Source organism: Paenibacillus catalpae, assembly GCF_900112695.1.
Taxonomy (GTDB): domain Bacteria; phylum Bacillota; class Bacilli; order Paenibacillales; family Paenibacillaceae; genus Pristimantibacillus; species Pristimantibacillus catalpae.
This window is the reverse complement of record NZ_FOMT01000001.1, coordinates 1,442,314-1,460,721: the sequence shown is the minus strand read 5'-3', so window position 1 is coordinate 1,460,721 and position 18,408 is coordinate 1,442,314. Positions and strand designations below refer to the sequence as shown.

Sequence of the window (18,408 nt, the reverse complement as noted above, 5' to 3'; positions counted from 1 at the left end):
CAACGAATACGATTCTTTTTAGCGCCTCTTCTATACTTGATGTCAGAAATATTGACTCATAAATCACAATGCCCTATATTTTCTCTAAGCTTTCCGAAATATCGTTACGCAATTTGGGGGAGGGTCTGGGGATGAAGAAGCTAATTATGGTTGTTACAGCAGCTCTGCTTGTCTTCACTGCTGCATGCTCGAAGGAATCAAATACGAATACGAACAAAACAGAATCGGGGGCAAACGCGGGAGGAGAACAAACAAAGCCTCGCGTTGCTTTTGTCTACCTTGGTGTTCCGGGCGACGGCGGCTGGACCTATGAGCATGATCAAGGCCGCAAGATGATGGAAGAGGAGCTTGGCATTACAGCCACAACCGTCGAGAACGTACCAGAAGGCGCGGATGCGGAGCGAGTATTCGAAGAGCTTGCCGAGAAGAATGATATTATTTTTGGCACAAGCTTTGGCTATATGGACGCAATGGTTGCCGTAGCCCAGAAGCACCCGAATGTGAAATTCCTTCACGCGAGCGGCTACAAGACCTCCGATAATCTCGGCACTTATCTCGGCAAGGAGTACCAAAGTGCTTATCTGGTCGGGATGGCAGCAGGAAAAATGACGAAAAACAATCACCTCGGCTACGTCGGAGCTTATCCGATTCCGGAAGTGATCTACACGATTAATGCATTTACACTCGGTGTACAAAGCGTGAATCCGGAAGCGAAGGTCGACGTGGTATGGAGCAACACATGGTTTGATCCAACGGCTGAACGTCAGGCTGCAACAAGCCTGTTAGATAAAGGCGTAGACGTACTGGCCGCTTATCAGGATTCTCCAGCAAGCATTCAGGCAGCTGCCGAACGCGGCGTATGGGGAATCGGGAATGACTCGGATATGAGCAAATATGCGCCGGACTATTATATTTCCAATCCGAAGTGGAACTGGGGTCCTTATTATGTACAGACCGTGAAAGCCATTATGGACGGTACATGGAAGACGGAGAGCTATTTTGGGTCGATGAAGGATGGCATTACGGATATCGCGCCATTTGGCAAGAACGTTCCACAAGACGTGAAGGATTTGGTGGAAGCGAAGAAAAAAGAGATTTTGGAAGGTACCTTTGATGTATTTAACGGACCAATCGCCGATCAGACCGGAACGGAGAAAGTTCCTCAAGGCAAAGCAATGACGGTGGATGACATCTTGAACATGAACTGGTTCGTCAAAGGAATTGAAGGCACAATTCCTCAATAATCCAACAAGAATGGGGAAGTGGCTGACATGATTAGAAAAGATCCCGTATTGCCGCATGAATGGCATCCGGCAGCTCTTGCCGCCGATGTCAGGGACACGCCCAAGCAGGTTATCATTCTGGGAGAGAAGGTCGTCCTGTTCCGCACGAAGCAAGGGGTTCGGGCGATGAAGGACCTTTGTATCCACCGCGGAGTTCCTCTTTCGCTTGGGCGGGTCGAGAATGATCAGATCGTCTGCGCGTACCACGGCTGGTGTTATGACGGCGATGGGCGATGTGTCCGCATACCTTCACTGCCTCAATCACAGGCGATTCCGTTAAAGGCGAGGACTCAAACCTATCACTGCCATGAGCAGCACGGCTTCGTCTGGGTTTGCCTTGGAGAGCCAAGGGAGGAATTCCCGCCGCTTGCAGGGAAGGTCGATGAAGATCTGCTCCCGATCTGGATGGGTCCTTACCCGGTTCAAGCTTCTGCGCCGCGTGTCATAGAAAATTTTCTGGATGTCTCCCATCTGATGTTCGTGCATGAAGGGCTGCTTGGAGACAGTGCTTTTGCCGAAATTAACGACTATAACGTTCACCAGGTGGATGGCGCGCTAGTTACGGATGAAATCGTGGTGTACCAGCCAGATCCGGACGGCCGCGGCGTAGGCGTAGACAACCGGTATATTTATGAGATTTATACGCCATGCTGCGTCAAGCTTGTTAAACGTAGCGAGGGCTCGGATGAGGAATTTCATCTCTTCCTGATAGTCCTTCCCGAGACGGAAACGACCTGTACCGCGTTTATGCTGCAGCTTCGCAATTATGCGCCGGATGTTCCGGATCAGGTGTTTATCGATTTCCAGAACACTTTATTGGAGCAGGACAAACGGATCGTAGAAGAGCAGAAGCCGGAGCTGCTGCCCCTGGATCTGCAGGCGGAGCTGCATCTCAAATGCGATCGCGTCAGTATCGCTTACCGCCGCAGATTGAGGGAGCTGGGCGTTACAATCGGAACAGAATAACAATCTTGCTGATGTAGGAAGAAAAGCCACGGACACGTGGCTTTTTTCATGTTGACTATTCGATTAGAGAGCCGTATACTCTGACTTATTAAAATAGTTTTAATAAGTGTCATAATAAAGGAGCGAAGTATGTCGTCCCACACTCATAACACCGTTCACGTCAAGAAAATGAATGTTGAGCTTGTTAAGAACACGTTAAAAGCACAGAGCATCTGCACCAAAGCATCGATTGCGAATCTGACCAAGCTTAGCGTTGCTACATGCGGCACGATTCTGAATGAACTTCTTGTAAATGGCGAAATTATTGAGCTTGAACCCGATAAGACCAGCGGAGGACGGCCGGCGAAGCAATATAAGTATAATGAAAACTTCGGCTGCGCGATCTGTTTGCTTGTCCGAACAGAAGGCGGCATTCATTCGATTACCTACAGCATCGTGAATCTGATCGGCAATACGATCCATGAAGCCTCGATTGAGCTGCCGTTTATTGATGTGGATGCCGTCGACCAACTCATAGATGGCTTGATAAGCCGGAACGAAAATGTGCAAGCCATTGGAATCGGGATACCCGGCGTTGTGCATCAGGGCATAATCGGGGTTTGTGATGTTCCGGATCTGGCCGGGCAGGCGCTTGGACCTCTTATGGAAGAGAAGTATGAGATACCGGTTACGATTGAGAACGATATGAATATGACGGTCTACGGCTTTTATCATCTTCAGAACTTTGAAGAAGATAAGACCTTTGCCGTTGTAACCTTTCCCAAAAATCATTTTCCGGGTGCGGGATTTATTGTGGACGGACGTATATTGACCGGCAATACGACGTTTGGAGGCGAGGTTTCCTTCCTGCCTTTTGGCATAACCCGCGAGGAGCAGCTGCGGCAGCTGCATACGGAAGAAGGCTTTGTTAAGCTTGCGGTTCAAACATTAGCCTCCATTATTGCCATTATTAATCCGGTTGCTATTGCCATTACAGGTGAGCTGCCACACGAATCTCAGCTGCAACAACTGTATAAAGGATGCTTGAAGGATATACCCGAAGAGCATATGCCTGAGCTGATGGTTCAGAATGACATCTTACGGGAGTACATGAAAGGCATGGTGACGGCAACCCTGGAAAGCTTGACTTACCGGCTGCAGGTCATTGAGAAAAGATAGAGAGTTGGGAGCAGACAGAAGTGGAGAATAGTAAAGGCAAGATGAACAAGATTTACGCCATGCAGTTGGCAACCATCTTTATAGGCTTTATCATTTTTGGGTTCTCGGAAAATATTAAAGGTCCGGCGATTCCGCGCATCCAATTCGATTTTATGCTGAATGAATCACAACTTGGGACCTTGTTATCCTTGAATGCATTGGGATACTTGATTGCTTGTTCGTTCACGGCGTATTTGACCAGAATATGGGGGATCAAGTGGGTGACGGTCGCCGCCTTCGCATCCATGGCGGGATCGGGAATTATCATCTTCTACTCCCATTATTACGCCATGTTCTCGGCCTCCTATTTCCTCATGTATATTGGCAACGGGATGCTGGAGATTGGCTTAGCCATTCTAAGCGCACGGATCTTTGTTCGAAATACCGGAACGATGATGAATATGACTCATGGCTTTTATGGCTTGAGTTCAACCATTGCACCGCTTATCGCAACCGGGTTGATGAAAGTGACGATTGGCGGACATACGCTCGATTGGCGTGGGATGTATCTTGCGATGCTGTTATTATCCGTCATTCCAATCGTCATCGCGATGTTTAGTTCTTTCCCGGGAGATGACATCTCACATGAAGACCGAGTTCCCTTCAAAACATTGCTGAAGGACAAAGTATTGTGGTTAATGATCTGTGTACTTACATTTGGCGTTGTATCCGAATTGGCGGTAGGAGGGTGGCTCGTTAACTTCCTGGAGAAAGCCTATGACTGGGATACGGTAAAGGCTTCCGGAATGTTGTCCATTTTCTTCTTATGCTTTGCTCTGGCACGGCTTTTACTTGGACCACTCACGGATAAAATAGGCTTTGTCCTATCACTGATCCTGTTCTCGGGCTTCTCTGCGATTTGTACATTTGCTGCAATCGCCGGAGGAGAGCAGGTTGCGTTCCTGTTTGCGGCATCCGGCATTGGCATCGCCATGATCTATCCGACCGTTATGGCGTTTATCGCCAAGCGTTACCCGAAGGGGAGCGATACGGCGATTACCTTTACGGTTACCTTGATGGGATTAGGCAGCGTTATCGGCAACTATTTGATTGGCGGCGTCATTGAACTCGTAAAACATATCGTTGGGGAAGATACACAAACAGGCTTGCTGCGCGGGCTTCAGGCCGGTTACGGATTTATCGGTTTATGCGCGGCGTTATGTTCCATTACCGGACTTATTCTTTATATTCTTTTGTCCAAACGGAAAGAAATTATTTAATACTTAATACAAACCAAACGCCAATTCCTGACACCGAGGTCGGGGATTGGCGTTTGTTATTTTTGTACTATGATGTTGGAATCGTACGCCGAAAGCTCCTCCAATTTACCGTGTTCGTTAACATCAATGTACAGATGTAAAACAGCAGCGATACGGTTATCGAAGCAACCATACTCCAAGCCATCGGCCATTCCAGACTGGTGAAATAATGCATGGTCCATCGTCCGCATAATGCCATCAGAACCATGCATAATCCAACCTTGATATAAGGCTCAACCCGCCAGTAAAAACCGATCGAGCTTGAAATGGAGAAAAAGTTAAGCAGCATCTGAAGGACCATCCCGATTCCGATGCCAAAGGCCACGCCAACGATACCAAACTGACTGCCAAATACAAAGATCGAGACAGCTTTGAAGGCAGTGGAGATGACAAAGTTCCACAATGCTGCATTGGTCCGGCCAAGTCCAAGAAGGATGGCGTGCAGCGGAGCATCAAAGTAATGAAAGAAGAACATGGGAGCTAATATTTGAAGCAGCATCCCGGCATCGGGAGCGTCATAGATGACCGAAGTGAGCGGCGTAGCCCATTGAAATAAGATGATGGTAGCAGGTGCGCCGATTAAGAGTCCAACCATCATCGCCTGATTCATGCGTTCATGGATAAGCAGACTATTCTTGCTGACTGCCGCTTCACTAATCGCAGGGACAAGTGCGGTAGACAGAGAATTCGTAATAAAGCTTGGCATGAACAGAAGCGGAAAGGTATACCCGGCCAGTAAGCCGAACTGCTTCGTTGCCATAGCCGTGCTGATGCCGGCGAGAGCCAGACTGGACGTGATAAGCAGTGGCTGGAACGCGCTGTACAGCGAATGAAAGACACCTTGGCCAGCGGTTGGCAGCCCGAGATTAAGAAGTTCGGTAAGCGTGCTTCTTCCATGCTTCAGATGGCTTTTCCACGTTTCGCCCGCCTCTTTACGTTCTCCGTACAGCTTGTAGCTGGCAGCGAGAAAGAGCAGGCTGATGACTTCGCTTACGACGGAGGCGGCCATCGCGCCGGCAGCCGCATAGGCTACGCCATAAGGGAGTAGGAGATGTACGAGAGCCAAAACGCACGCAATCTGTACCGTATGTTCAAGCACATCGGATGCTGCGATGGCCTTCATCTGCTGCATGCCCCGGAAATAGCCTTTGAGCACGGCCGAGATGGCTACAATTGGCGCAATTGGAGTAATCGCCAGCATCGCATAATAGGCTCTCTGATCGCTTAGCAGGATGGAGGCGATCCACTCGGAGCCAAGCAGCGAGAACGTGGTGAGCGAGATGCTTAATACGGATGTAATGGCGAGAGATATATGCAATATCCGCCTGATTTTTGCCCGGTCACCTTGTTCATTCGCTTCAGCGACCAGCTTGGAGATAGCAACAGGCAGTCCCAGCTCCGTGATGGTAATGACCAGCGGAACTAGAGGATGAGCCATCATTAACAGTCCGATGCCTTCCGCTCCGAGAGCGCGGGCGATGTACATGCCGCTGATGAAACCCAGAATCCGGTTGATGAAAGCGGCAGCCGACAGAACCAACGTACCTTTAACGAATGAAGATTTAGGTTGTGACATACTTTCCTCCTGAAAATCGCTCGAATACTTAAGTGTATTCATCGATTGGAAAAGCATGCGAACAAGCTAATTGAATGCTTCGTTTCATAGTGATTTCATATTTGCGAATTATAATGAACAAAGCAAAATGTGCTTTTTTTTGAAAATATAAAATGAACGGGTTCTATTAATAACGGAGGGTAATTCACATATGAGAATTTTGCTTGTCGAAGACGACGAGACGTTAGGAGAACTGACAGAACATCAACTGGTGCGTCGATTTCATGTCGTAGATTGGCTAAAGAATGGGAACGAAGCGAGACAAGCGATGGAGTCGGGGCGATATGATGTTTACATATTTGACTGGATGCTCCCTGGAGCCTCGGGGATGGAGTTGACTCGGGAAGCACGGAATCAGAATGACCATACTCCAGTTTTGCTGCTAACAGCTAGAGATGCTGTCAAAGATCGGGTCGCGGGTTTAAGTGCGGGTGCCGATGATTATATGATTAAACCGTTTGCCTTCGAAGAGCTTGAAGCAAGGCTTATTGCCTTGTTCAGACGCCAAGAAAGAGGCATTCGGTCCGATGTCATACAGGCAGGGGATTTAAAGGTTCATTTGTACCGTTACGAAGTATCACGAGGAGAAGACGTTATCTCACTCAACAGAAGAGAATTTCAATTGCTCGTTTGCCTTATGCGGCATGCTGGACAAGTTCTTACCAGAGATCAGTTGCTGGACCAAGTGTGGGGCATTGGAGCTGAAGTGACGCTTAATACAGTTGATTCCACTGTGAAATTGCTGCGTAAAAAAGTAGACGGACCTTATTCGAGCAAATATATTCAGAGCGTATACGGCGCTGGTTATCGACTCCTGACGAATGGCGGAGGACCTGATGTTTGAACGAACGCGAAGCCGGTTAACCTGGCAGTTTTCATTAACGGTAGGGGTGATTTTGGCCGCTTCAGCCATTTTTTCGCTTTGGATGGTGCAATATATTCTGGAGACTTCGGAGAATAACCAATTAACTTCACTTCGCAGACAATACGCCAGTGATCTTCAGGCTCTGATCGACTCTCCAAAGGTAGTCTATCTGCTCGATCCTTCAATGGAATTCGATAAAAAAAACACTTCCTTTGTTCCGCAAGGACTGCAATTAAATCAAATGTCGTGGGTACTTAATGCCAGCAAAGAGATCATTCTACAGTCTCCAGCAGCAGTAAAAGGTGAAGTTCTCTACTCTCAATTTCCAATGAACGCATTGTATCCAAGTTTGATGAAGGAGCCAAATGGGAAGTATCATAACGTAAATGCGGGAGGAAGAACGTTTCGTATCGGTGGAATTGAGATCCAATCGGTCACTAAGGAGAAATACCATATTTTCGTGGGCCAAGAGGTAACGAATGACATCGAACTTATCATGAAGTTAAGGTGGGCGTTTATCGGATTTGCCTGTGTCATGCTGCTTGCAGGAGGCGGGGCCGGCTATATGCTTGCAGGAAGGGCAATGGTGCCAATCTCGGAAGCATACAGGCGGCAGGAACAATTCACATCCGATGCATCTCATGAGTTAAGGACTCCGCTCAGCATATTATTATCTTCCGTGGAGGTCTTGAACGAGCAAAAAGAAGTATTGCCTGAATATTACCGAAAGGTACTGGGGAAGACGGAAAGAGAAATTCATCAATTGATGCGGCTGGTTGATAATTTGCTAACGTTAGCACGCAGCGATAATGGTAGGCTCGAGTTGATCAAAGCGCCATTTTCATTGAATCATACGGTTATGCAAGTAATTGAACAATTGGAACCGTTCGCACAATCGAAACAGGTTGAGCTTCGCATGGAGACCAATAGCATTTCATCTAACGTTGATATGTACGGTGATGAAGTGCGCATTCGGCAGCTCGTATTCCTATTGGCGGACAACGCCATACAATACAACCGGTCGGGCGGGAGGGTTGAGTTCTCCGTCTATTCCGATATGAAGGTAGCAACGATAAACGTTACAGATACGGGTATCGGTATATCGGAGCAGCATTTACCTCATATCTTCGAGCGTTTTTACCGCATGGATCAGGCTCGTTCACGACGATCGGAAGGCACAGGGTTAGGGCTTGCAATTGCGAAACAAATCATTCAGTCTCACCAGGGAGAAATCCAGGTTACGAGCAAGCTGGGAGCTGGAACAACATTTCGAATCACGCTTCCGAATGTTTCAGACTCTTTTCAGAATGTCACGGTAAAGTCGAACCTGTAACCGTCATCAGACGGAATTTACTTAGTTAGGAAGGTAGAAGACATGGACAAGAAATGGAAACTGGCAGGAGCAGCACTCGCGCTGGCTGTCGTTATACCAGCATCCGCTTTTGCATCTGACGGCATTGGATCCAAAGGCACGGAGAAGAATGAGGTGATTTTACCGGTCAAGGAAACCAAACATGTAGTTGGAAAGGAAGACAAGCTTGATCTGCAGGCATTTGCTGCCAAACTTGGTTTGGATGAAGCCGCATTCCAACAAGCGATAAAAGATGGCAAGTCCTTTGCCGACATTGCGAAAGAGAAAGGGATCGCTACTCAGTCTTTGCTTGACGATCTGACGCGGCAGCTGCTTGCGATGTTCGATGATAAGCAGTTTACGGAAGAGGAAATGGGCGACGTTCAGAAAAAAGTAGCGATGGAGGCTCAACACATCTTTGATACGCCGCTTTCCGATCAACTAATCTCGAAAGAATTAAAAGCAGCTATGGAGAAAAAGAAACAAGCAAATGGCATTGAAATAAAGCTTAATTTCCCTGCTCTTGGGGCAAAGCTTGGTTTGGACGACGCGGCTTATGAGCAAGCGGTCAAAGAGGGCAAGTCGCTCGCAGACATCGCCAAGGAGAAAGGAATTCCAATTCAGCCTTTAATAGACGAACAAACCGAGAAAATGCTTGCTTCGTTCGAAAACAAGCAGTTGACCGAAGAGGAAATGAGCAACGTAAAGAAGAAAGTGGCCATGGAGTCTGAACGTATTTTCAAAACACCGCTGTCTCAGCAACAGAAAAACATGGGACTAAACTTGAATGTTAAAGTTGTGATCACAATGCTTAACCTTGATAAGGAAGCACTCGTTGAACAAATGAATGCGGGCAAGTCGTTTGCAGAAATCGCTGCTGCTGAAGGAATATCTCGTCAACAATTGATTGATGCCATAAGAGCAGATTTGGATGCTCAATCGACTAAATTTGTGGCCAGCAAACAATTAACACAAGAACAAGCAGACAAGCAAAAACAAGAATTGCTGAAGAAGATTGATAAATTTATCGATAATAAAATCGATGTTGTTCTGAAAAAGTAGCATCGTCATCAAACAAAAAGTCGCGTAAACCGCGGCTTTTTTTGTTTGCGCCACTAAAATCACTTGACCTGGAGTTAACTCCAGATGAGATAATAGAACTTATCAAACGGAAAGTAGGGATCTATCAAATGGAATATGTAAAGCTTGGAAATACAGGTCTGGATGTTTCCCGTCTCTGTCTTGGCTGCATGAGCTTTGGTGAAGTCGAGCGGTGGAATCATCCGTGGATACTTGATGAAGAGAATAGCCGTCCTATTATTAAGAAGGCGTTGGATTTGGGTATCAATTTCTTCGATACAGCGAATATATATTCTACAGGAGCTAGTGAAGAAATTGTTGGACGAGCATTAAAGGATTACGCCAATCGGGATGAAATCGTTATTGCCACCAAAGTGTTTTTCCGCATGCAAGATGGACCAAACGGTGCCGGTCTCTCCCGCAAAGCCATCATGAGCGAGATTGACAATAGTCTCAAACGTCTTGGCACCGATTATGTGGATCTGTATCAGATTCACCGCTGGGATTACAATACCCCGATCGAAGAGACGATGGAAGCCTTGCATGATGTCGTGAAAGCCGGGAAAGCAAGATACATAGGGGCATCCGCCATGTATGCCTGGCAATTCCAGAAAGCGCTGCATGTCGCGGAGCAGAATGGCTGGACACGGTTTGCAGCGATGCAGAATCATCTTAACCTCATGTACCGGGAGGAAGAGAGGGAGATGATGCCGCTGTGCAAGGAAGAGAAGATTGGCGTCATTCCTTACAGCCCGCTTGCTTCCGGCAGGTTAGTCCGTGATTGGACGGTTGTCACACGCCGCTCCGAAACGGACCAGGCACAAAAGATGAAATATGACGCAACAGCGGAACAGGATCGCTTAATCGCAGACCGTGTAGCCGTCATTGCGGAGAAACGCGGCGTTCCCCGCGTACAAGTTGCCCTTGCTTGGCTGCTGCAAAAAGCTCCCGTAACTGCTCCCATTATTGGCGTTACGAGCATCGCTCAGCTTGAGGAGACTATTGGTTCACTAGAAGTGACGTTAACAGCGGATGAGATCAAGTACCTGGAAGAGCTGTACGTTCCTCATCGGGTTGTTGGCGCATTATAAGCTTAAAAAGCTGGTTCCTTATCGGAGCCAGCTTTTTTTTTATCGCATTGGCTTCACCTTTTTTTTATACTGTAGAAAACTAAGCTGTTGATTTGGCAAAACTGAAATACAGAAGGTTGGTGACGTATGAACTTGCTGTTGGCAGCTGATGAGCCGATGATGCTGCAAAATTTAAATCGTTATTTTAGTAAGGAAGGGTATTGCGTGCTGACAGCCGGAGATGGTGAACAAGCTCTGGAGCTATTTTATGAACACCAGATCGATATAGCCGTCCTGGACTGGAGGATGCCGAAGATTAGCGGGGTTGAGGTCTGCAAGGAAATCAAGAAAGTCAGCCGCACCAAGGTACTGCTTCTGACGGCCAAAGGCGAGCCGGAGGATGAACGGTATGCTTTAAAAGCAGGTGCGGATGAATATGTACGCAAGCCATTTGATCCGAAAGTACTGATTGCCCGTGCATGCAAGCTGACGAGTGGGTCTTCTCAATTGCATGCAGGCGATCTCATGGTGGATATGGAAGCCCAGAAAATTTTCCGTAACGGCGAGGATCTGCAGGCCACCTCGAAGGAATTCCAGCTTATGAAATATTTGATTCAGAATAAAGGACAGATTGTGACACGGAAAATGCTGCAGGATCAGGTCTGGGGGTTCGACTATATGGGAGATGACCGTACGGTCGATACTCATATTCGCAGACTGAGAGAGAAGATTGGAGAGTCACGGATTAAAACATACCGCGGATTAGGCTATTGTCTGGAGGACCATCCAGATGAGTAGATTGGCAGCTCTGACCGCCGAGTCTGAATGACTTGAACGCGGGAGCCACAGGAGGGAGCTAATGAGAAACAGCCGCTTCACTAAAAGCAGCTGTTTCATTTTTTAGATTAGGTTATTATAAATATTTAGTTACTAATCTAATTCTTTCGTCCTTGCAGGCAAACTCTAAAAACAAATTCATCATGACTTGTTCATTTCTCAATCCAGTATCTTCCTTTCAATAGTGTTAGTAGCATAGAATAGAGATTAATATATAAGAAGAGGGAGAAATCAATTGAGTATCCTAACCTTCTTAATTATAGGTTGGGTCGCCGGCGGGTTCAAATTTGAGTCGATTGTTACCTGATAAGTAATATATCCTAATTTATGGTATTATGGATGGGCAATAATCGTTCTTTCGATAGGAGGTATATAAGGTGACAGAAACCACAGTATCTGTATTTTCGGTATTACCCATGATCATGATTATTATCTATGGGTTATTTATCTTGATGGGATTGTACGCTCTTTATCTTTTTATTAAATTAATGATTCGGGGTATAGCAGCGCTGGATATCTATTTGGATGAAAAGAGGAACGGAAGGTTTTAGCGATCTGTAATTAAGGGGCTGGAAGACTATTGATGAGATTATTGTGGGATAGAATGGAGAATTGGCTGAGGGAGCATGCTCCTGATGTCTTAACGGATCTCAATCCAGGTGCTGCCGAAACTGAAATCTCGGACTTGGAAGAAGCCATTGGATTCAAGCTTCCAAGCGATTTGAAGGAATCTTTACATATTCATAATGGACAATCAGGAGATGCCCAATGGCTGATCGCCGGCTGGGAACTGCTTTCTACGCAGCGTATTTTAGAAGAGTGGCAAGTGTGGAAGGGGCTTTATGACACCAAATCGTTCGAGGATTGGGAGATTGAGGCTCAAGAAGGAGTAGCAAAGGTATGGTGGCAGCCTGCTTGGCTGCCGCTCACGTATGATGGCTCAGGAAATCATCATTGCATAGATTTATCACCGGCCAATGGCGGTAACCATGGGCAAATCATTACGATGTGGCACGACTCAGGAGAAAGAGTTATTTTAGCGGAGAGCTTCACGCAATGGTTTGAGTATTTAGTTCAGGCTATGGAGACGAATAACTCGGAATATGTATTTGACAGCGGTGAAATTGAATTTTCTGCAATTCAAAAGTGACAGGTGGAGAATGATGAAATCAATAGCAGTTGGTATCTTGCTTACAGCATTTTTTCTCCTAGAGCTCGCTGCATGTGCTGCATTTGGGTTTTGGGGGTATCAATTAGATGTCGGGGGCATCTTCAAGATCATACTGATGATTGCTTTGCCGCTTGCCGTTATTATTCTATGGGGGATGTTTCTGTCTCCAAAAGCATCTATTCCGATCTTCGCCGATCCCATCAGAACAACATTGAAACTTATTGTTTTTCTGGCAGCATCAGCTGCTCTGTACACAACAGGACGTCATGGTCTGGGAATAGTATTTCTAACGGCATCTATTATAGTTATCGGATCTGTGTTTATTCTGGATTTACATCGTGTGAATGTAGGCAAGTAAACAAGCTTATTTGGTAAAAGGCTGCCTGTAAGTAGGCAGCCTTTGCTATAAGCGCTTTAAACCGTGTGAACTACCCGGTCGATAATGCCGTAGTCGAGTGCTTCCTGGGCAGAGAGGAAGTAGTCACGGTCCATATCCTTCTCGATTTTCTCGAGAGGCTGTCCTGTCCGGTCCGCCGCAATTTGGTTCAGGCGTGCTCTTGTATCGAGGATACGCTTTGCGCTGATCGCGATATCACTTGCCTGTCCTTGAGCACCGCCATGCGGCTGATGGATCATGATCTCGCTGCTTGGCAGTGCGAACCGTTTTCCTTTTGTACCGGAAAGCAGCAGGATGGCGGCAAATGATGCGGCCATGCCCACGCAGATCGTATGAACCTCGGGCTTAATGTACTGCATCGTATCATAGATGGCAAAGCCCGCTGTGGTTGATCCTCCCGGGGAGTTGATGTAGAGGCTTATCTCTTTGTCGGGGTCTTCGGCGGCAAGGAACAGTAATTGCGCGACAATGCTGTTCGCTACCTGATCATCAATGGCCGACCCTAGGAAGATAATCCGGTCCTTCAATAACCGGGAATAAATATCATAGGAACGTTCTCCTCGATTGGATTGTTCAACGACATATGGAATGAAGCTGCTCATCGTAATCCCTCTTTTCTTCGTTTTGTGCCTTGCAATTCGAAAACGAATAAGGGATCGGAAAAGGTACGCGAAGAAAAAATGGGTTTCGGGCATATCTTTTTCGCAGGTTCATTCGTTTACAGGATTAAGGATGCGTATAATAAGAAGGAGCGGAGGTGTCCGATATGGCGAAAGCAGCAATGGAAAAGGAAAATAAGGAATTGGAACGGCTGCAAGGCGTGGTCAGCCGATACTGTCTTAGTCTGACGAAATCCCGGGTGGAAGCGGAGGATTTAGCTCAGGAGGCCTGGCTTAAAGCGATGGATTCCTCGCAGCCTCTGGAACATGTGAATCCTGATGCCTACCTGCTTAGAATAGCCCGCAATACGTGGATTGACCGCGTAAGGAGACAGTCGACGCATATGCGGATGTTGGAAGCCGTTCGACAGTCTGCTAAGCATCATGCCATGCCGGATGACAGTCTGATTGGAACGGAAATAGCCATGCAGGCTATCCTGACCTTTTTGTCACCGCTTCAACGGGCTGTATTCCTGATGCGGGACGTTTCCGGTTACTCCGCTCAAGAAACGGCATTAAGGCTTGGTCTAACGGCAGGTGCTGTCAAAGCGGCTTTGCATCGGGCACGAGCGGCATTGCCGTCCGTGAGGCAAGCAATTGAAAAGGGATCACTGAAGGCTCCCAAGGATGAAGGATTGCGAGACGTTTTACGTGCTCTGGCTATTGCCTATGACAGCGGGGACATTGAAGCGATGCTGACGCTTGTGCAGCACGGTGAACTGGAACCAGCGCCGGCAATCGCAGTGCTTCAAAGCAGAAGGCTGCGCGCTGCCAGCACTTCCATTCGCCGGGGCAAATCAACTCCATCGATGGGGATCGCCGCTTAATAATAAGGTGTTAGAAAAGCCGCATAGCTGCGGCTTTTTTATCTTTTGCATATAACCTTCTATTAATGAACAAGCACAGGCAGGGGAGTTCGGATATGCTCCACATAACGAGCGGCTTCCTGCGCAAGCGCTTCATCTGTCGCCGTCTTAACCGAATAACTTACAAAAGCAGGCAGGTAAGTGCCGTTACATTTGGTAATGGTCCTTTCGAATGGTCGGAGGAACTCACTTATGGTGAACTGGTCATCCCCTCCGGAGCGATAAGCGTTCTCCGTACCGCCTGTTGTCGTGGCGACAAGAAATTCTTTTCCGATCAAATGATTACCTCCGGGACCATAAGCCCAACCAGGCGTCATCACTTCATCGAGCCATTTTTTCAAAAGCGGCGGGCTGCTGTACCAGTAGAAGGGGAACTGCAGCACAATCCGATCATGCTGAAGCAGCAGCTTCTGTTCCTTCTCCGCATCAATCGTCCAATTCGGATACAATTGATAAAGATCATGAATTCGAATGTCTTCTCCATACTGACTTAAGCTATGCAAGAAGGTTTTATTTGCACGGGAGCGGTTTAACTCGGGATGTGCCGTGATGACCAGAATTTTCATGAGAATCATCCTTTCAAATGGGATACCCCCATTATTGAGCACCAAGCCGAATCTGAAAAGTACGCTCTTTTTCCGTACTAAGTACGGTTTACCGTACTATGTTGCTGTTAATTGAAGCTCTGTTATAATAAAAACCATCTTATCGCTTTGCGGAAATGGAGGAGCACATGGACCAGAACAGCCGCAAGCCTGCTTCCACAGAAGGAATAATCGCAACCCTTCAAGTCATTGGCGGAAAGTGGAAGCCGCTAATATTGTTTATTCTTCTATATGAAGGGACCAAACGGTTCGGAGAGCTAAGACGGATGCTTCCGAATGTGACGCAAGGGATGCTGACGAGCCAGCTTCGTGAGATGGAGAGGGATGGACTTATCGTCCGTAAGGTTTATCAGGAGATTCCGCCAAAAGTGGAATACCAGTTATCTGAGCATGGCGAAACTCTTGGTTCCGTTCTGTCAGACATGTGCGGGTGGGGCTTTAAACATCTTGCTTTCATGAAGGATTCGCAAGGAATAGTGGAGCAGAAGAAGGGGATAACTTAATATGCAGCGGAAGGAAACAGCATTAAGCATAATACATTCCGTGAAACATCCTTCGAGGATAAAAAATATAGCAGCTTTATCTATCCTTAGTTTACTTTGGTGTTATATGGTCATTCATGCATGGAGTGATATTTCATGGCATGATAAGGGGGATATCATTATACTCTCCGGTAACATCGTTGTGTTCTTTACTTATCTGATTATATTAATAATATCTATAATTAGAGCTTTAAATAAACCAACAGAATTATCTATTCTTCCAGATGAAATCCAGATAAACGGTCGTACCATTCTAGCCAAAGAAATCAAGGTCATCATAAATATGGGGTATTTCAGACCCGTTATCGGTATCAAGCCTATAGGGAAGATGGTAGTACCCGTAAAGCTGTGCTTCAGATTTTTAGAGAATGGAGATCAGGGGATTGCGGATATTAAAGGTTGGGCGGCAGCAAACAAGATAAAGATGGTCAATCGGGATTTTATGACATGGTTGTAACGGTTAGAGTCGCATATTGCGGCTCTTTTTTGCTAACTGACTGGCTCGGCGTTACTGAAAAATAAGCGGGGCGTCAGTGCATGGAGGTTTTAATCATGGCCGGTTTGAGTTACGATATCTAATGGAGTCTATACCGATGGCAGCCTGTCATCGAACACGGAGGAACTTAAGTGGAAAACTTTGCATGCCTATACATCATTCGCGGCGAGCCCTATAAAGGGGGGACGATCGTGAATTTGAATGAAGGTGAGACGGCGATCGGCCGGTTATCCAATCAGTTGACTCCGGATATCGCCTTCACCAACCCGTTTATTTCACGGCAGCATGTCGTTATCCGCAAAGAGCAAGATAAAGCGGTGCTGTACGATAAGGGAAGCCGCCACGGAACAGAGCTCAACGGCGAACGGGTGAAGCCGCACCGCCCTTATCCGCTGAGCAATTTTGACATCATCAAACTGGCTAACGGAATGAGTGTCCTGCACTTCTCATATATGTTCGCTGATCAAACGCTCGAGCTCGAACCGCTCAGCATCACCAGACAGCTGGAGATCCCTGGACTGCCTCTTACGATTCATTGGGAGAAGAGGGAATGCGTCGTGGAGGGACAGCGAATTCCGATGTCGGAGAAAGAATATCTGCTGATTCGTCTGCTTCACGAGAATGCGAACCGGCTTGTAACGCTTGAAGACATCAAAACTACGGTATGGCCTGAACGATTGGCCGGGGAAGAAGGCATTCCGGATGTTACACTCGATGAATTAAACGCTTTGATCTACCGGGTGCGTAAAAAATACGGCAAAGACACCTTCCTGATTAGCGCGGTGCGCGGCAGCGGCTACGTACTCGAATCGGAAATTGTATCTTCCTGACGAAAGTAGGAGAATCCCTTCATGAAATATATACAAGCGGAGTATTCAGGACCACTTAACGGAAAAGTACATATACCTGGTGCAAAGAATAGTACCCTGGCGCTGCTTGCCGCTGCATGTCTGGCGGACGATATCGTAACTCTGGAGGGTATCCCGCGTATCGATGATATACGGATGATTGCGGGAATAAGCCAGGATATCGGAATGGAATTGAAGCAGGATGGCGGTCAGGTTACCCTTGATCCGCGTTGGATTCATAGCGCTATGATCGATCCGGGGAAATCTTCGAGCTACCGGGCATCGTATTATTTTGCAGGAGCTTTGCTAGCCAAATTCGGACGAGTTACGATTGGATTTCCGGGGGGCGATGATTTCGTGTCCAGGCCGATCGACCAGCATATTAAAGTGTTTCAAGCGCTTGGTGCCAAGGTTCAAATCTTCAAGGATTATTATGTGGTAGAGGGTACCGAGCTTAAAGGCACGGACATTTACTTCGATACAATTACATCCGGTGCAACCATTAATGCGATCCTTGCTGCTTCACGTGCCAAAGGGAGAACCATTCTGCATAACGCAGCGGTCGATCCGGAGGTCGTGGATACGGCAGCTTTTCTGAACCAGTTAGGCGCGAAGATATATGGGGCGGGCACTGATCGAATCCGTATTGACGGTGTCTCGTATTTGAACGGAGGATCACATACGGTCATACCAGACCGGTTGATTGCAGGAGCTTTCCTGATGGCTGCTGGCATGAATGGGGGACAAGTTACCGTCGAGGATGTGATTCCTGAGCATCTGGGGTCTTGCCTAGCGAAGCTGGAGGAGGTCGGGATAGAAGTCGAATGCGGCGAGAATCATATTACGGCTTACAGTTCGGGCTTATTAAGAGCAACACGGATACGAACGGGCATGTATCCGGGCTTTGCTACCGATCTGCAGCAGCCGATGACGGCGCTTCTGCTCCAGGCCAAAGGCAAGAGCATCGTAACAGAACGCGTCTACCCAATGCGCTTCGCTCACGTGCCGCAGCTGCGCCGGCTTGGAGCCGAGATCGAGCTGCGCAAGGAAAGTGCCTTTATCCGTGGGGGATTTCCGCTGCAAGGCGGCTGGGCTCACGCAACGGATGTGCGGGCCGGCACTTGTCTGCTGCTCGCAGGACTCGCGGCAGAAGGAAGCACGTTTATTACGGGCGTTGAGCACATTGAGCGCGGCTATGAAGATGTTATTGGCAGCTTCCGCGCGATTGGAGCTAAAGTCTCTATCCAAGAACGGTCAAGTAATGGGATGGTTGAGGATAGGATCCTGAGTTAAATAGCTTA

General features: G+C 47.4%; 20 protein-coding genes. 17 read left to right on the top strand and 3 right to left on the bottom strand.

The window, feature by feature from the left end:
- Window positions 1–131 precede the first annotated feature (131 nt).
- The 4 genes from BM200_RS06195 to BM200_RS06180 all read left to right on the top strand — a co-directional run bounded on the left by BM200_RS06195 (window position 132) and on the right by BM200_RS06180 (window position 4,666).
- Window positions 132–1,244, top strand: coding sequence for a BMP family ABC transporter substrate-binding protein (locus BM200_RS06195; RefSeq protein WP_091182649.1), 1,113 nt, complete (start codon window positions 132–134; stop codon window positions 1,242–1,244).
- Between the two features lie 27 nt (window positions 1,245–1,271).
- Window positions 1,272–2,249 carry an aromatic ring-hydroxylating dioxygenase subunit alpha gene (locus BM200_RS06190; protein ID WP_091182646.1) on the top strand — a complete coding sequence of 326 codons (978 nt, stop codon included), beginning with the start codon at window positions 1,272–1,274 and terminating at the stop codon, window positions 2,247–2,249.
- A 129-nt stretch (window positions 2,250–2,378) separates the two neighbouring features.
- Complete coding sequence (locus tag BM200_RS06185) at window positions 2,379–3,407, top strand: ROK family protein (protein ID WP_091182643.1); 1,029 nt, start codon at window positions 2,379–2,381, stop codon at window positions 3,405–3,407.
- A 41-nt stretch (window positions 3,408–3,448) separates the two neighbouring features.
- A complete protein-coding gene (locus BM200_RS06180) occupies window positions 3,449–4,666 on the top strand; it encodes an MFS transporter (RefSeq protein WP_091183548.1) in 1,218 nt (405 codons plus the stop codon).
- A 67-nt stretch (window positions 4,667–4,733) separates the two neighbouring features.
- On the opposite strand, the gene spoVB is transcribed toward BM200_RS06180, so the two are convergent.
- Window positions 4,734–6,281 carry a stage V sporulation protein B gene (gene spoVB, locus BM200_RS06175; RefSeq protein WP_091182640.1) on the bottom strand — a complete coding sequence of 516 codons (1,548 nt, stop codon included), beginning with the start codon at window positions 6,279–6,281 and terminating at the stop codon, window positions 4,734–4,736.
- A gap of 190 nt (window positions 6,282–6,471) precedes the next feature.
- Here spoVB and BM200_RS06170 point away from each other — a divergent pair, with 190 nt between their 5' ends.
- From BM200_RS06170 to BM200_RS06140, 8 genes are all read left to right on the top strand, one after another.
- The gene (locus tag BM200_RS06170; protein ID WP_091182637.1) at window positions 6,472–7,164 is read left to right on the top strand and encodes a response regulator transcription factor; all 693 of its coding nucleotides are present in this window, start codon (window positions 6,472–6,474) and stop codon (window positions 7,162–7,164) included.
- Window positions 7,157–8,518, top strand: a complete 1,362-nt coding sequence (locus BM200_RS06165) for a sensor histidine kinase (RefSeq protein ID WP_175532752.1) — start codon at window positions 7,157–7,159, stop codon at window positions 8,516–8,518. Before BM200_RS06170 ends, BM200_RS06165 begins: the two co-directional genes overlap by 8 nt.
- Before the next feature lie 42 nt (window positions 8,519–8,560).
- Window positions 8,561–9,598, top strand: a complete 1,038-nt coding sequence (locus BM200_RS06160) for a hypothetical protein (protein WP_091182632.1) — start codon at window positions 8,561–8,563, stop codon at window positions 9,596–9,598.
- Window positions 9,599–9,726: 128 nt separating this feature from the next.
- Window positions 9,727–10,707, top strand: coding sequence for an aldo/keto reductase (locus BM200_RS06155; RefSeq protein WP_091182630.1), 981 nt, complete (start codon window positions 9,727–9,729; stop codon window positions 10,705–10,707).
- A 126-nt stretch (window positions 10,708–10,833) separates the two neighbouring features.
- Entirely contained in the window at window positions 10,834–11,484 is a 651-nt protein-coding gene (locus BM200_RS06150; protein ID WP_091182628.1) for a response regulator transcription factor, read from the top strand.
- Window positions 11,485–11,900: 416 nt separating this feature from the next.
- Complete coding sequence (locus tag BM200_RS29900; RefSeq protein ID WP_175532681.1) at window positions 11,901–12,074, top strand: hypothetical protein; 174 nt, start codon at window positions 11,901–11,903, stop codon at window positions 12,072–12,074.
- A gap of 32 nt (window positions 12,075–12,106) precedes the next feature.
- Window positions 12,107–12,673, top strand: coding sequence for an SMI1/KNR4 family protein (locus tag BM200_RS06145; RefSeq protein WP_091182626.1), 567 nt, complete (start codon window positions 12,107–12,109; stop codon window positions 12,671–12,673).
- A gap of 10 nt (window positions 12,674–12,683) precedes the next feature.
- The gene (locus BM200_RS06140; RefSeq protein ID WP_245772909.1) at window positions 12,684–13,052 is read left to right on the top strand and encodes a YrdB family protein; all 369 of its coding nucleotides are present in this window, start codon (window positions 12,684–12,686) and stop codon (window positions 13,050–13,052) included.
- A 56-nt stretch (window positions 13,053–13,108) separates the two neighbouring features.
- Here the strand turns inward: BM200_RS06140 and clpP are convergent, their stop codons facing one another.
- On the bottom strand, window positions 13,109–13,693 hold the full coding sequence (gene clpP / locus BM200_RS06135) for an ATP-dependent Clp endopeptidase proteolytic subunit ClpP (protein ID WP_091182622.1): 585 nt from the start codon (window positions 13,691–13,693) through the stop codon (window positions 13,109–13,111).
- 164 nt (window positions 13,694–13,857) lie between these two features.
- Here clpP and BM200_RS06130 point away from each other — a divergent pair, with 164 nt between their 5' ends.
- The gene (locus BM200_RS06130; protein WP_091182620.1) at window positions 13,858–14,577 is read left to right on the top strand and encodes an RNA polymerase sigma factor; all 720 of its coding nucleotides are present in this window, start codon (window positions 13,858–13,860) and stop codon (window positions 14,575–14,577) included.
- Window positions 14,578–14,639: 62 nt separating this feature from the next.
- Here the strand turns inward: BM200_RS06130 and BM200_RS06125 are convergent, their stop codons facing one another.
- Window positions 14,640–15,182: an NAD(P)H-dependent oxidoreductase gene (locus BM200_RS06125; RefSeq protein ID WP_091182619.1), complete on the bottom strand. Its 543-nt coding sequence runs from the start codon at window positions 15,180–15,182 to the stop codon at window positions 14,640–14,642.
- A gap of 167 nt (window positions 15,183–15,349) precedes the next feature.
- Between BM200_RS06125 and BM200_RS06120 the strand changes: the two genes are divergently transcribed.
- From BM200_RS06120 to murA, 4 genes are all read left to right on the top strand, one after another.
- Window positions 15,350–15,724 (top strand): winged helix-turn-helix transcriptional regulator, encoded by a 375-nt coding sequence (locus BM200_RS06120; RefSeq protein WP_091182617.1) that lies wholly within the window; start codon window positions 15,350–15,352, stop codon window positions 15,722–15,724.
- Window position 15,725: 1 nt separating this feature from the next.
- The gene (locus BM200_RS06115; RefSeq protein WP_091182616.1) at window positions 15,726–16,220 is read left to right on the top strand and encodes a hypothetical protein; all 495 of its coding nucleotides are present in this window, start codon (window positions 15,726–15,728) and stop codon (window positions 16,218–16,220) included.
- 170 nt (window positions 16,221–16,390) lie between these two features.
- Window positions 16,391–17,089: an FHA domain-containing protein gene (locus tag BM200_RS06110; protein ID WP_091182614.1), complete on the top strand. Its 699-nt coding sequence runs from the start codon at window positions 16,391–16,393 to the stop codon at window positions 17,087–17,089.
- 21 nt (window positions 17,090–17,110) lie between these two features.
- On the top strand, window positions 17,111–18,400 hold the full coding sequence (murA, locus tag BM200_RS06105) for a UDP-N-acetylglucosamine 1-carboxyvinyltransferase (protein ID WP_091182613.1): 1,290 nt from the start codon (window positions 17,111–17,113) through the stop codon (window positions 18,398–18,400).
- Window positions 18,401–18,408: the final 8 nt, after the last annotated feature.

Coding starts and splice junctions, on each gene's coding strand:
- BM200_RS06120 (WP_091182617.1), top strand. CDS start 15,350: ATGGACCAGAACAGCCGCAAGCCTGCTTCCACAGAAGGAATAATCGCA.
- BM200_RS06125 (WP_091182619.1), bottom strand. CDS start 15,182: ATGAAAATTCTGGTCATCACGGCACATCCCGAGTTAAACCGCTCCCGT.
- BM200_RS06145 (WP_091182626.1), top strand. CDS start 12,107: ATGAGATTATTGTGGGATAGAATGGAGAATTGGCTGAGGGAGCATGCT.
- murA (WP_091182613.1), top strand. CDS start 17,111: ATGAAATATATACAAGCGGAGTATTCAGGACCACTTAACGGAAAAGTA.
- BM200_RS06165 (WP_175532752.1), top strand. CDS start 7,157: ATGTTTGAACGAACGCGAAGCCGGTTAACCTGGCAGTTTTCATTAACG.
- BM200_RS06115 (WP_091182616.1), top strand. CDS start 15,726: ATGCAGCGGAAGGAAACAGCATTAAGCATAATACATTCCGTGAAACAT.
- BM200_RS06140 (WP_245772909.1), top strand. CDS start 12,684: ATGATGAAATCAATAGCAGTTGGTATCTTGCTTACAGCATTTTTTCTC.
- BM200_RS06130 (WP_091182620.1), top strand. CDS start 13,858: ATGGCGAAAGCAGCAATGGAAAAGGAAAATAAGGAATTGGAACGGCTG.
- BM200_RS06160 (WP_091182632.1), top strand. CDS start 8,561: ATGGACAAGAAATGGAAACTGGCAGGAGCAGCACTCGCGCTGGCTGTC.
- clpP (WP_091182622.1), bottom strand. CDS start 13,693: ATGAGCAGCTTCATTCCATATGTCGTTGAACAATCCAATCGAGGAGAA.
- BM200_RS06150 (WP_091182628.1), top strand. CDS start 10,834: ATGAACTTGCTGTTGGCAGCTGATGAGCCGATGATGCTGCAAAATTTA.
- BM200_RS06190 (WP_091182646.1), top strand. CDS start 1,272: ATGATTAGAAAAGATCCCGTATTGCCGCATGAATGGCATCCGGCAGCT.
- BM200_RS06180 (WP_091183548.1), top strand. CDS start 3,449: ATGAACAAGATTTACGCCATGCAGTTGGCAACCATCTTTATAGGCTTT.
- BM200_RS06155 (WP_091182630.1), top strand. CDS start 9,727: ATGGAATATGTAAAGCTTGGAAATACAGGTCTGGATGTTTCCCGTCTC.
- BM200_RS06185 (WP_091182643.1), top strand. CDS start 2,379: ATGTCGTCCCACACTCATAACACCGTTCACGTCAAGAAAATGAATGTT.
- BM200_RS06170 (WP_091182637.1), top strand. CDS start 6,472: ATGAGAATTTTGCTTGTCGAAGACGACGAGACGTTAGGAGAACTGACA.
- BM200_RS06195 (WP_091182649.1), top strand. CDS start 132: ATGAAGAAGCTAATTATGGTTGTTACAGCAGCTCTGCTTGTCTTCACT.
- spoVB (WP_091182640.1), bottom strand. CDS start 6,281: ATGTCACAACCTAAATCTTCATTCGTTAAAGGTACGTTGGTTCTGTCG.